The following is a 12,169-nucleotide window of genomic DNA, read 5'->3' as shown; positions in this document are numbered from 1 at the left end:
GTGGACGCCGCGTCTGGCCACGGTGAGAAATTGAATAGAAATTGGCCGCTATCGCTTTGCGCATAACAACCGATAGCTATCATTTTTGATATTTCTCACCCGTGCCTCCGGCACCAGCGGGCCGGACAATAGGCGCCGTCCTACCCCGCGCATCGGCATGCAGGTCAACCAAACCGCAGGCCCACGCGCTACATTGGGAGCGGCTTTAATGCGCAAGCCTCCGAAACTTGTAACACCCCGCCGGGGTGCTTTTCGGGGGCTTTACGAGCAGGGTGGAACGGCCACGCCTTGCCAGGGTCTGACCAGCATGACATACACACTCGCCCGCCTTATTTCTGTCGCGGTTCTGGGCGCCGCGGTAACCGGCTGCGCCACGGTGCCGGGTGACCCGTATTACGAGCCAGCGCCGTACCGGGTCTACGAGCAGCCAGGCTACATCCACAGCAACGCCCCCCCGGTGTATTCCAGCCCACAGCCGGTTTACCCCGCTTATTCCGCACCCCCTCCCGTCATTTACTACGGTGGACGCGACCGGGATGACCGCTGGGAGCGCGACCGCAACCGCGGTGACTGGAGAGAGCGGGAACGCGAACGGGAACGTGCCGAGCGCGACCGGCAGGCCCGGGAACGCGAGCGCGACCGCCGCGACCAGCAGGCCCGCGAGGCCGACCGCCGCCAGCGCGACCGTGACCAGGCCCTGCGCGACCAGGCTGAACGCGACCGCCGTGCCGCCGACGACCGCCGCAACCGCGAAGCCCAGCCCGGCCGCATGGCCCCAGGCAGCTACACGCCGCACCCCCAAGACTGGCGCTCCCGCCAGCAGTCCAATAACCCCGATAAGCCCTGACCCGCCCTGGCAAAGGGTGAGAGGGGCGAGCCCACGCCACCTTTTTAGCCCCCTTGGCTGTAGACCATGCGCATCTCGACCCGCCATCTCGTTCCATGCCTGTGTGTGTGCGCTGCCTGGTGGGGCGCAGTGGCCCACGCACAGGTGGTGCGCTGCACAGATGCCCGCACCGGCAAGGTGACCTATACCGATGGCGCCTGCGCCGGCGGCTCTGCGGCACGCGAGGTGGAAGCGCGCAAAACACCCGAAGAAATCCAGCTGGATCGCGAACTTGCCGCAGAGGCGCTGGAGCGCAAGCAGCAGCGGTTGCAGGCCGAGGCCACCGCCGCAGAGACCGAGGCGCGCCGCAATGCCGAGCGGGATCGGGCACGCGCTGCCCAGGCCGCTGCAACCGCCCCCCAGCCCCAGGACTACGCCCGCTCCCCGGAATGTGCGCGCTCGCGCCGCAATTTCGATATGGTGGCGGCAGGCCTGTCGCGCTCGACCCATGAACAGGAACTGCGGCTGGAAGCAGCCCAGCGGCAGGTGGACCTGGACTGCCTGGGCCCCCAGGGCTATGCCGAAGTCGAAAAGGCCCGTGCCAACCAGCCCCGTGTCGTGGTGGTTCCGCCCTCCAGGCACCGCCCCCTCTACCCCGACCCGTTTCCCCAGGCAGGCACTCCGCAACCCCAGCCACGGCTCACGCAGTGTGGCGACTTTCGCTGCACCGACAACCTGGGCAACACCTATCCCCGCGCAGGCCCGGGGCGGTTTCCAGGGCCCGGCGGGGTCTGCCGTTCGAACGGCGGCCAAGCACCCTGCTGATCCAGCGGGCCACCCGCAAAAGGCCCTACCTCACTGGCACCCTCGCAACCCTTCGGCCACGCTGGGGTAGCACAGACGCACCCCCAGCTCCCCCAACATGCGCTGATTGTCGAGTCGGCGTGACTCGCTCATGAAGCTCAGCAGCATCAGCGACAGTTGCTCCTGCGCAGCGCTGCGCGGCACACGCGGGGGTCGAGGCAGGCCATACAGGTCGGCGGCCAGGTCAAAGTAGTCGCCCATCTTCATGTGGGTGGAATCGCTCACGTTGTAAGCACGCTGTGGCCGCCCTTTCCACAAGGCGGCCATGCAAGCCCGCGCCAGGTCATCGGCATGGATGTGGTTGGTAAACACGTCGTCCTCGGGCACGAGCACCGGTGTGCCCCGGCGCAGGCGGGCCACGGGCGTGCCACCTTCGCGGTCCGGCGCGTAGATGCCCGGGATGCGCAGCACGCTGGCCCGCACACCGGCACGGCCCAGGTGGCGCACGGCACCTTCAGCGTTCACCCGGCGCTGCGCCCGCGCAGTGCCAGGGGCTACGGCCCGGGTCTCGGGCACCAAGGCACCCTGGCAATCGCCATAGACCCCGCTGGTCGAGGCATAGACCAAGGACACAGGCAGGCTGCGTTGCCGCAGCATGCGGGTCAGCGCCACCGTGCGCGGATCCAGCCACCAGGCACTTCCTCCAGCCCCTTCGCCCGGCGGGGGGGCGAGATGCAACACCCGGGTGGCCACGCCCGACAACCGTCGCACTGTGGCGGCATCGTCGAGGTTGCCCACCAGTGGCCGAACTCCCAGCTTGCGCAGCCCCAGCACCCGGGTGGGACTGGACGTGAGCGCCAGCACCTGCAAGCGCCCGGCGCCAGGACCGGTGTTCAGGTCGCGCGCCACGCGTTGACCCACATCACCACACCCTACGATCAACAGGCGTTCGCGGCGAAAGCGCGCTGGCAAGGCGCCGAGGGGGTTTTGGTTTGAGGGCAAAATCGGTTCCGTTTGCTTAGCTTGAGACGATTCCAAGGATACCCACAACATGACCAGCGCCGAGGCTGCCCCGACTGCAGCGTTCCAGATCACCGTGCAGCCCAGCGGCCGCGCTTTCAGTGCCAATGCGGGCGAAGCCATCCTGTCCGCCGCCATCCGCAGCGGCGTGGGCCTGCCCTATGGCTGCAAGGACGGCGCCTGTGGCTCGTGCAAATGCAAGAAGCTCAGCGGCGCCGTGCACCATGGCGAGCACCAGTCCAAGGCACTGACAGCCGACGAAGAGGCCGCAGGCCTCGTGCTGACCTGCTGCGCGCAGCCACTGACCGACGTCGTGCTCGAATCGCGCCAGGTCACCGACGAAAGCGCCTACCCGATCAAGAAGATGCCGGTCCGCGTATCCACGCTGGAGAAAAAATCGCACGACGTGATGCAGGTGCGCCTGCAGCTGCCCGCCGCCGACACCTTCCGCTACCACGCGGGCCAGTACATCGAATTCATCCTGCGCGACGGCGCCCGCCGCGCGTACTCGATGGCCAACGCACCCCACACACAGGCCGAGGCGCCGGGCGTGGAGCTGCACATCCGCCACATGCCAGGGGGCAAGTTCACCGACCATGTGTTTGGCGCCATGAAGGAAAAGGAAATCCTGCGGGTGGAAGGCCCCTTCGGCAGCTTTTTCCTGCGCGAGGATTCCAACAAACCCATCGTGCTGCTGGCCTCGGGCACGGGCTTTGCGCCCATCAAGGGGCTGATCGAGCACATGCAGTTCAAGGGCATCACCCGCCCCACCACGCTGTATTGGGGTGGCCGCCGCCCGGGTGATCTGTACCTGCACGACTGGGTGCTGGCCCGTGCGGCCGACATGCCCCACCTCACCTACGTGCCCGTGGTGTCCGACGCCTTGCCCGAAGACGGCTGGACAGGCCGCACCGGCTTTGTGCACCAGGCGGTGATGGACGATGTGGCCGACCTCTCGGGGCACCAGGTGTATGCCTGCGGCGCCCCCATCGTGGTCGATTCCGCGCGCGCAGCCTACAGCACGCAGCGCGGCCTGCCAGAGGAAGAGTTCTATGCGGATTCCTTCACCTCCGAGGCAGACAAGCACGGCGGTTGACCGGGGCGCGCATGCTGACCACCCCGGCTGAGCCAGCGGCAGCGCCGGCGCCCCCTCCTCCTGCCCCCTCGCCTCCCCAGGGGCGGCGATCGCGCTGGCGCAATGCACTGCGCGGCACAGGCCCCATGGCGGCCGTGGTGGGGCTGGCGGTGCTGCTGGTGCTGGGAGCAGGCGAATGGGCGACGCGCAATGAACTCGACAACCAGTGGGACAACCTGCGGCGCTCGGGGGAAGTGCAGGCCCTGGCCCTGCGCGGCGTGGCCACCCGATACAGCTATCTGCCCTTCACGGCAGCACAGCAGCCGTTGATTGCCGAGCTGCTGCACCACCCCGGCGCGCAATCACTGCGCAACGCTGCCAACGCTTATCTGCAGGCCATCAACGCCAATGCAGGCTCTGACACGCTCTACGTGATCAACACCGACGGGCTCACGGTCGCCTCCAGCAACTGGGACACGCCCACCAGTTTCGTGAACCAGAACTACGGCAACCGTCCGTATTTCCGCGATGCGCTGCAAGGGCAGCCTGGGCGGTTCTACGGCGTTGGCAAGACCACCGGCGAGCCGGGTCTTTTTGCGTCGGCACCCGTGGTGGAAAACGGCCGGGTGATCGGCGTCGTGGCCGTGAAGGTGTGGATGCAGCCCATCGTGGACACCTGGGCGCAACTGCGCGACCCGGTCTTTGTGACCGATGAGCGTGGCATCGTCTTCCTCGGCTCCGTATTCCCCTGGCTGTACAAGACCACGCGCACACTGCCCGAGCAGGACGTGCAACAGGTGCAGTTCGACGAGCAGTATGGCGCGCGCTGGGCACCACAACCCGTGCCCTGGAAAACACTCCAGCGCGACAGCCAGCCTGGCACCGAGATCGTCGTGCCCGGCACCGGCAAGCGCTATCTGGCCTTTGAAGAGCGCCTGCCCGACCTGGGCTGGACCCTGACCCTCACGGCCGACAGCAAGGCTATTGCCCTGGCCCGGCAGCAGGCCTGGGCGCTCGCCAGTCTCGCCTCTGGCCTGCTGGTGCTGGGCGCGCTGTACTGGCAGCTGCGCGAACGACGACTGGCCGAGAACCGCCAGGCCCGCATCGAGCTGGAACAGCGTGTGCACGAACGCACCTACGCGCTGCAGCAGGCGCAGGCGTTCAGGCAGTCGATGGAAGACTCGTTGCTGGTCGGCATGCGCGCCCGCGACCTCGAGGGCCGCATCGTCTACGTGAATGCCGCGATGTGTGACATGGTGGGCTACGCCGCCTCCGAACTCATCGGCTCCCTGCCGCCCTACCCCTACTGGCACCCCGACGACCTCGATCGCCACTGGAACGACAGCGACACCGTGCTGGCCGGCAAGGCCTCGCCCCAGGGCCGCGAGAACAGGTTGCGGCACAGAAACGGCTCCGACGTGCACACCATGTTCTACACCACACGGCTCATCGACGGCAACGGCCAGCACATTGGCTGGATGAGCTCGGTGGTGGACATCACCGCCCAAAAGCGCGCCGAAGAACAGCAACAGCAGCGCGAGGCCCAACTGCAGCGCGTGCAGCGCGTGATCACCGTGGGCGAGATGGCGTCCACCCTGGCGCACGAGCTGAACCAGCCCCTGGCAGCCCTGGTCAACTATGCGGCCGCAGCGCGTTCGCTGGCCGCACAGGGCAAAACCGAACTGTTGAACGACAGCCTCACCGCGCTGTCCGCCCAGGCCCTGCGCGCAGCCGACATCGTCGGGCGCATCCGCCGCTGGGTGCGCCAGCATCCAGAGGCCCGCGAGCCCTGCGACCTCAATGCCGCCGTGGACCAGTCGCTGGGCCTGCTGCTGCGCGCCGAAGCACGGCGGCACGGGGTAGCAGTGCGCCTGGACCTTGCCCAGGGCCCGCTGCACGTGAATGCCGACCGTGTGCTGCTCGAACAGGTGGTGCTGAACCTGGGCCTCAATGCCTTGCAGGCCATGCAGACGCACGCCACGCCCCCCACCGAGCACGAACTGCTGTTGCGCACCACGGCCGATGCAAGGTTTGCCAGCCTCGAAGTGCTGGACCGGGGCCCCGGCCTGGCGCCCGAGATCGCCGAGCGGCTGTTCGAGCCCTTCTTTACCACCCGCTCCGACGGCTTGGGGCTGGGCCTCAACATCTGCCGCTCCATTGTGGAGAGCATGGGGGGCGAATTGCGGGCCACCAACCGGGACGGTGGCGGCGCGGTGTTTGAAATCCGGTTGCCCCGCCTCTCCTCCCCGCCATGACCGACAGCCCCCCGATCCCCGCCCCCCCCAATGTTTACGTCGTGGACGATGACGAGGGCGTGCGCAACTCCCTGGCCGCCCTGTTGCTCGCTGGCGGTCATATGCCGCGCACGTTTGCCAGCGGTCCCGAGTTCCTGGCCAGCGCCGACCTGGCACACCCTGGCTGCGTGCTGCTGGACCTGCGCATGGACGGCATGAGCGGCCTGCAGGTGTTCGATGCCCTGCGCGAACGCGATGCCGTGCTCAAGACCGTGTTCCTGTCTGCCCATGGCGAGTTGGCCTCGGCCGTCGCCGCCGTCAAGCAAGGTGCGGTGGACTGGCTCGAAAAGCCCTGCGACGAACAAACCCTGCTGGCCGCCGTGCTCAAGGCTGCACGCCTGTCACAGGAAACCGCACAGCACGCCCGGCGGCGCAACACCTTGCGGGAGCGCTGGAACACGCTGAGCCCCCGCCAGCAGGAGGTGGCGCGCCTGCTGGCCACCGGCATCAGCAGCAAGGAGGTGGCCCGCGCTCTGGCCCAGCTGGACCCGGAACGCCCCATCGACCCGCGCACGGTGGACACGCACCGCTCCGCCATCTTTCTCAAGCTGGACATCCGCTCGTCGCATGAATTGGGGATGCTGGTGGAAGATTTGGGACTGGCAGACGGCGTTTCGCGCACGACATGACCAGCCTTCCACCGGTTTTCGTAAGCAGTCTTATTATTTTTTGCACAATGGCACCATGAACCGCAGAAACCACCTCCTCGCCAGTGCCGCTGTTGCAGCGGCTTTTTCATCCCCCTTTGCGGCCTCGGTCGCGCTTGCGCAGGATTCCGGCCAACCGATCCGCCTGATCGTGCCCTATGCCCCCGGCGGGCCCATTGACGTGACCGCCCGTGCGCTGGCCGAGCGCGTGCGGGAGTCGCTGGGCACAGTGATCATCGACAACAAGGGCGGCGCAGGCGGCAACATCGGCGCCGACGCCATTGCCAAGGCCGCGCCAGACGGCCTGACCATCGGCATCGCCGCCACGGCCACCCACGCAGTGAACCCCTGGCTGTATTCCAAGATGCCTTACGACGCGGCCAAGGATTTCGCGGCCATCACGCAGATGGTGCGCGTGCCCAATGTGCTGGTCATCAACGCGGCCAAGGCCGAGCAGCTCAAGATCCACACCGTGGCCGACCTGATTGCCTACGCCAAGGCCAACCCTGCCAAGCTCAACTACGGCAGCGGCGGCAACGGCAGCGCAGGCCACCTTGCGGGCGAGATGTTCAAGCAGCGCGCGGGCATCTTCGCGCTGCACATCCCCTACCGCGGCGCCAACCCGGCGCAGCTGGCGCTGCTGGCTGGGGAGGTGGACTTCAACATCGACAACCTGGCCGCCGCTGCGCCCAACATCCGCGCAGGCAAGCTCAAGGCGCTGGCCGTGACCTCGCAGGACGCCTCGGCCTCGCTGCCCGGCGTGCCGCCGCTGTCCGCGACCTTCAAGGGTTTTTCCATCGACACCTGGTGGGGCCTGGTGGCACCTGCGGCCACGCCCAAGCCCATCATCGACAAGCTGAACAAGGCCTTTGTGGCGGCCCTCAACGCGCCCGAGACCAAGACCCGCTTCGGCGCCCTGCTGGCCGAGCCCGTGCCCACCACGCCGGCGCAGTTCGACAGCTTCATGGCCGCCGAGCGCGCCAAGTACCAGCAGGTGGTGAAGGCCTCCGGGGCGAAAGTCGACTGACCCCCTGAGCGGCTGCGCCGCTTCCCCCTGAAGGGGGACGCACCCGGTGGCCTGGCGAAGCCAGTTCCACGGGTGCACTGGCTTGCGGCACGCCAGTGTTGGAGGATTGGTATATTTTCTTGAATAAAAATTGCCCCTACCGCAGTCCAGCGGTAAAACATTGCTACAAATTTTATAGCAATAATTTATTCAGGATGCCGAAACTGTCGCCGGTAGGCCGAGGGCGCAATGCCCACGCTGGCCGAGAAGTGCTGCCGCAACGACACCGCCGAACCAAACCCCGCTTCGACGGCCACGGCTTCGATGGACTGGTCCCCGCCCTCCAGCAGGCGCTGCGCGAGGGCGATGCGCTGGTTCTGCAGCCACTGGCCCACGGTGGTTCCGGTGGACTGCCGAAAGCGCCGGGTGAAGGTGCGCGGGCTCATCACCGCGCGCTCGGCCAAGGCCTCCAGGGTGTGCGTCTCGTGCAGATGCTCGCCCAGCCACTGCAGCAGCGGTGCCAGCCGGTCGCCGCGCACCGAGGGGGCTACCGGCTGCTGGATGTACTGCGCCTGCCCGCCCTGCCGGTGGGGGGCGACCACCATGCGGCGCGCAGCGCGGTTGGCGGCCTCAGCCCCATGCTGCTGGCGCAGAAGATGCAGGCAGCAGTCGATGCCCGCCGCGGTGCCGGCTGACGTGAGCACCAGGCCGTCCTCCACGTACAACACCTCGGGCCTGAGCTGCACCTGCGGATAGCGCCGCGCGAATTCCGCTGCCAGCGCCCAGTGCGTGGTGGCGGCCCGGCCATCCAGCAGCCCCGCGTCGGCCAGCACGAAGGCCCCCAGGCACAAGCCCACGATGCGCGCGCCCCGACGGTGCGCGGCCCGCAGCGCGGCCCGCAACGCAGGGGGCACAGGTGCCAGGTCATCGCGCCACGAGGGCACCACGATGGTCTGCGCACGCTGCAGCACCTTGAGGCCATGGCCCACATCGATGCCAAAGCCAGCGGAGGTGCGCAGCGGGCCAGGTTCCACACCACACACCACCAGCCGGTAGCGGTGCACGCCCTCTGCCGTGCGGTCCTCGCCAAAGACCAGGCAGGGCACCGAGAGGTGAAAAGGGCTGATGCCGTCAAAGGCCACCACCGCGACGGTGTCCGGGACAAGGGGAGAAACAGGGCGGGTGTCAGGTTGGGCAGGGGTGGGCATGATGGCCTGATTCTATCGATGAGTGTCAATCAAGCCACTTTCGACAACTGGCCGCAACGCGAACAATCACCCCATCCCTTCCACACAACCCACTTTTTTCTTCATCTTCCAAGGACCGTGACCATGACCTCTTCCAACACCGCCCCCCGCCGCGCCCTGATCGTCATCGACGTGCAAAACGAGTATTTCGCGGGCGGCAACCTGCCCATCGAATACCCACCGGTGGCCGAAACCCTGCCCAATATCACCCGTGCAATGGATGCCGCCCAGGCCGCGGGCGTGCCCGTGGTGGTGGTGCAGCACACCGCGCCGTCGGGTGCGCCGGTGTTTGACAAGGCCACCGAGCGCTGGCAGCTGCACCCCGAGGTGGCACGCCGCCCCGCCGACCACCATATCGAGAAAAACTTCGCGAGTGTCTTCACGAACACCGGCCTGGCCGAATGGCTGACAGAGCGCGGCATCGACACCCTGACCGTGGTGGGCTACATGACGCACAACTGCGACGCCAGCACCATCTATGAAGCCTCGCACCGGGGCCTGGGTGTGGAGTTTTTGAGCGACGCGAGCGGCGCCCTGCCCTATGCCAACGCGGCAGGTAGCGCCAGCGCCGAAGAAATCCACCGCGTCTTCAGCGTGGTGTTCCACAGCAACTTTGCCGCCGCCGCTTCGACCCGCGACTGGGTGGCGGCCGTGCAGGCCGGCCAGGCTTTGCCCAAGGACAACGTGTTTGCGTCGAACCAACGCGCTAGAAAGGGGTAACCCCCAGAAAGAGCAGCCCCCTGAGTCGCCTGCGGCGCCTCGGTGCCACCGCCGCTGCGGAGGCTGCGTCTCTTCGGGCACACCCAAGCCTGCGCAGGCAGGCTTGGGGCCGCAGCCCTCAGCCCAAAGGGAGAGAGCCTCCGGTGGCCTGGCGGAACCGGTTCCACGGCGGTACGGGGGTGGGCTGCGTCAGTTGCCAGCGACTGCGATGAACGGGTGCAGTGGATGGGTGAGAAATGCCATTCGTCCAACGGCAGGCAACCGAAAATTCAGGTGTTCTTGGCCTCTAGCGCTTATTGAAAAAGCGCCAGTAGCTCCTATTTCAGGAGCAACCTACACCGGCGTCAGGTCTGCCGCCCAGTGCGGCCCTTCCAGCACATGGATGTCTTGCGTCGCCACGGCCTGCAGCCATGTGGCATCCACGCGCTCCGGTGCCAGGTCGGCCAGCGGGCGCAACACGAACGCGCGCTCGGCCATGCGGGGATGGGGCACAGCGAGTTCGGGGGTGTCGACGACCTGGCCGCCGAACCACAGGATGTCCAGGTCGAGCGTGCGCGGAGCGTTGCGGTAGGGGCGCTCACGACCGGCGGCTTGTTCGATAGTTTGCAGGGCCTTCAGCAGCGCCTGGGGCGCCTGCGTGGTAGCCAGCTCGGCGACGGCGTTCAGGTAGTCCGGGCCTCCGGCATCGACCGGTGCGCTGCCGTAGAGCGGCGACACACGCAGCAACTGCGTGCCGGGCAACTGGACGATGGCAGCCAGGGCGGCGCGCAGGGCGGCCTTGCGGTCACCCAGGTTGGCGCCCAGGCCGATGAATACGGATACTGCGGGGCGGTCCCCCTCGGTGCGGTCATTGACGCTATCCACCCCGGAGTTGGGCCGCTCAGCCACGGGCACTGCCCAGGCTTGCTGCGTCACTCGCCCGCAGCGGCGGGTGCGGCGCCTTCGCCACCACCGGCTCCGCCCGGCTTGCGACGGCGGCGGCGGCGCTTCTTGGGGGCGCTGCCTTCGTATGGAAACGCGGCGTCGCCGTCGGCTGATCCGGCATCTGGCGCAGCACCTTCGGCACTTGGCAGACCGCGCGGGTCGGCGGCAGGCGCGGCGCGGGGCACGCGCTTGACCACGGGTTGCGCCTTCTGGCGAGCCTTCTGCTCTTCGCGGGCCTGGTCCATCAGGTCTTCGCGGCGCTCGTCGTCGGCCGCCTGGAAGTCCTGCCACCATTCGGCCAGCGCCTCTTCGACCTCGCCCACATCGGCGCGCAAGCGCATGAAGTCGAACCCGGCACGAAAACGCGGCTGCATGACCATGCCAAACGGCGTACTGCCCACGCGCTTTTCAAAGCGGGGCTGCATGACCCAGATCTCGCGCATGTCGGCCGCCAGCTTGCCCCGGCCGGACACGTCACCAATCCGCTTGTCGAACACCTCGTCGATGGCCTCCTGCAGCGCAGGCAGCGGGTGTTGGCGCTGGTTCAGGCGCTCCGTCCAGCCATTGCGCACGTCTTCCCACAACACACAGGCCAGCAAGAAGCTCGGGGCCACGGGCTTGCCCTCGTTCACGCGGCGGTCGGTGTCCACCAGAGCGGCTTTGACAAAAGCGCTGTCGGCGCGCTCCACGGCCACGTCCAGCAGCGGGTAGATGCCCTTGGCCATGCCCAGCTTGCGCAGCTGCTCGATGGTGGCAATCGCGTGGCCCGTCTGCAGCAGCTTGAGCATTTCGTCGAACATGCGGCTTTGGGGCACCTCGGCCAGCAGCGTCTGCGATTGCACCAGCGGGGCAGCGGTCTTGGCTTCGATGCTGAAGCCCAGGGCACTGAGCTTGGCCGCAAACCGCACGGCGCGGATGATGCGCACTGGGTCTTCGCGGTAGCGTGTGGCGGGGTCGCCAATCATGCGCAACGTCTTTTTCTTCGCGTCCTGCAAGCCCTTGTGGTAATCCACCACGATCTGGCTCACCGGGTCGTAGTACATGGCGTTCACGGTGAAGTCGCGGCGCGTGGCGTCTTCGTCCTGCGGGCCCCAGACGTTATCGCGCAGCACGCGGCCACTGGCGTCCACGGCATGCTGCATGCCCGACAGCTGGGCCTTGCTGGTCTTTTCGTTGCCGGCCACCTGGCCGGCGGCGGCGTTGTCGAGGTAGGCACGGAAGGTGGAGACCTCGATCACCTCGTGTTCGCGCCCCCGGCCATGCACGACGTGCACGATGCGAAAACGCTTGCCGATGATGAAGGCGCGGCGGAACAGGCCCTTGACCTGCTCGGGCGTGGCGTTGGTGGCCACGTCAAAGTCCTTGGGGCGTAGGCCCAGCAGCAGGTCGCGCACGGCACCGCCCACGATGTAGGCCTCAAAACCTGCCTGCTTGAGCGTGGCCACCACCTCGGCGGCGCGGCGGTCCACCAGCTCGGGGTTGATGCCGTGGACCGAGGCAGGCACCTCTTCGCGTTTGCCGAAATGGGGCTTTCCGCCCGAGGTGCCGGGCGTCGATTTGCCCATCAGTTTGTCTAAGAACTTCTTGATCATGGAGTGAGAGTATT

At 67.3% G+C, this 12,169-nt stretch carries 11 protein-coding genes; 7 read left to right on the top strand and 4 right to left on the bottom strand.

What is annotated here, in order from left to right; translation table 11 throughout:
- The first annotated feature begins 307 nt into the window (after positions 1-307).
- Together IB243_RS25410 and IB243_RS25405 are read left to right on the top strand one after the other, a co-directional pair.
- Complete coding sequence (locus IB243_RS25410) at positions 308-847, top strand: hypothetical protein (RefSeq protein ID WP_029413205.1); 540 nt, start codon at positions 308-310, stop codon at positions 845-847.
- Between the two features lie 66 nt (positions 848-913).
- The gene (locus tag IB243_RS25405) at positions 914-1,651 is read left to right on the top strand and encodes a DUF4124 domain-containing protein (protein ID WP_192429913.1); all 738 of its coding nucleotides are present in this window, start codon (positions 914-916) and stop codon (positions 1,649-1,651) included.
- Between the two features lie 30 nt (positions 1,652-1,681).
- Here IB243_RS25405 and IB243_RS25400 read toward each other — a convergent pair whose 3' ends face one another.
- Entirely contained in the window at positions 1,682-2,632 is a 951-nt protein-coding gene (locus IB243_RS25400; protein WP_192429912.1) for an SDR family oxidoreductase, read from the bottom strand.
- Positions 2,633-2,681: 49 nt separating this feature from the next.
- Between IB243_RS25400 and IB243_RS25395 the strand changes: the two genes are divergently transcribed.
- From IB243_RS25395 to IB243_RS25380, 4 genes are read left to right on the top strand one after another with little or no spacing between them, the layout of a single operon-like run.
- Positions 2,682-3,746, top strand: coding sequence for a CDP-6-deoxy-delta-3,4-glucoseen reductase (locus IB243_RS25395; protein WP_192429911.1), 1,065 nt, complete (start codon positions 2,682-2,684; stop codon positions 3,744-3,746).
- 11 nt (positions 3,747-3,757) lie between these two features.
- Positions 3,758-5,980 carry a PAS domain S-box protein gene (locus IB243_RS25390; protein WP_225585348.1) on the top strand — a complete coding sequence of 741 codons (2,223 nt, stop codon included), beginning with the start codon at positions 3,758-3,760 and terminating at the stop codon, positions 5,978-5,980.
- A complete protein-coding gene (locus tag IB243_RS25385; RefSeq protein WP_192429910.1) occupies positions 5,977-6,648 on the top strand; it encodes a response regulator transcription factor in 672 nt (223 codons plus the stop codon). The genes IB243_RS25390 and IB243_RS25385 overlap by 4 nt, the downstream gene beginning before the upstream one ends.
- A 55-nt stretch (positions 6,649-6,703) precedes the next feature.
- The gene (locus tag IB243_RS25380; protein ID WP_192429909.1) at positions 6,704-7,693 is read left to right on the top strand and encodes a tripartite tricarboxylate transporter substrate binding protein; all 990 of its coding nucleotides are present in this window, start codon (positions 6,704-6,706) and stop codon (positions 7,691-7,693) included.
- 185 nt (positions 7,694-7,878) lie between these two features.
- Here IB243_RS25380 and IB243_RS25375 read toward each other — a convergent pair whose 3' ends face one another.
- Entirely contained in the window at positions 7,879-8,880 is a 1,002-nt protein-coding gene (locus IB243_RS25375) for a GlxA family transcriptional regulator (RefSeq protein WP_192429908.1), read from the bottom strand.
- A 123-nt stretch (positions 8,881-9,003) separates the two neighbouring features.
- Between IB243_RS25375 and IB243_RS25370 the strand changes: the two genes are divergently transcribed.
- Positions 9,004-9,639 (top strand): cysteine hydrolase family protein, encoded by a 636-nt coding sequence (locus IB243_RS25370; RefSeq protein WP_192429907.1) that lies wholly within the window; start codon positions 9,004-9,006, stop codon positions 9,637-9,639.
- Positions 9,640-9,972: 333 nt separating this feature from the next.
- Here IB243_RS25370 and folK read toward each other — a convergent pair whose 3' ends face one another.
- Complete coding sequence (gene folK, locus IB243_RS25365) at positions 9,973-10,503, bottom strand: 2-amino-4-hydroxy-6-hydroxymethyldihydropteridine diphosphokinase (RefSeq protein ID WP_192429931.1); 531 nt, start codon at positions 10,501-10,503, stop codon at positions 9,973-9,975.
- Between the two features lie 47 nt (positions 10,504-10,550).
- Positions 10,551-12,155 carry a polynucleotide adenylyltransferase PcnB gene (gene pcnB / locus IB243_RS25360; protein WP_192429906.1) on the bottom strand — a complete coding sequence of 535 codons (1,605 nt, stop codon included), beginning with the start codon at positions 12,153-12,155 and terminating at the stop codon, positions 10,551-10,553.
- Positions 12,156-12,169 lie beyond the last annotated feature (14 nt).

It is taken from the genome of Acidovorax sp. ACV01, from assembly GCF_014851495.1.
Taxonomy (GTDB): Bacteria; Pseudomonadota; Gammaproteobacteria; order Burkholderiales; family Burkholderiaceae_C; genus Acidovorax; species Acidovorax radicis.
This window is presented reverse-complemented; position numbering and strand designations above follow the sequence as displayed.

Coding starts and splice junctions, on each gene's coding strand:
- IB243_RS25410 (WP_029413205.1), top strand. CDS start 308: ATGACATACACACTCGCCCGCCTTATTTCTGTCGCGGTTCTGGGCGCC.
- IB243_RS25405 (WP_192429913.1), top strand. CDS start 914: ATGCGCATCTCGACCCGCCATCTCGTTCCATGCCTGTGTGTGTGCGCT.
- IB243_RS25395 (WP_192429911.1), top strand. CDS start 2,682: ATGACCAGCGCCGAGGCTGCCCCGACTGCAGCGTTCCAGATCACCGTG.
- IB243_RS25390 (WP_225585348.1), top strand. CDS start 3,758: ATGCTGACCACCCCGGCTGAGCCAGCGGCAGCGCCGGCGCCCCCTCCT.
- IB243_RS25385 (WP_192429910.1), top strand. CDS start 5,977: ATGACCGACAGCCCCCCGATCCCCGCCCCCCCCAATGTTTACGTCGTG.
- IB243_RS25380 (WP_192429909.1), top strand. CDS start 6,704: ATGAACCGCAGAAACCACCTCCTCGCCAGTGCCGCTGTTGCAGCGGCT.
- IB243_RS25375 (WP_192429908.1), bottom strand. CDS start 8,880: ATGCCCACCCCTGCCCAACCTGACACCCGCCCTGTTTCTCCCCTTGTC.
- IB243_RS25370 (WP_192429907.1), top strand. CDS start 9,004: ATGACCTCTTCCAACACCGCCCCCCGCCGCGCCCTGATCGTCATCGAC.
- pcnB (WP_192429906.1), bottom strand. CDS start 12,155: ATGATCAAGAAGTTCTTAGACAAACTGATGGGCAAATCGACGCCCGGC.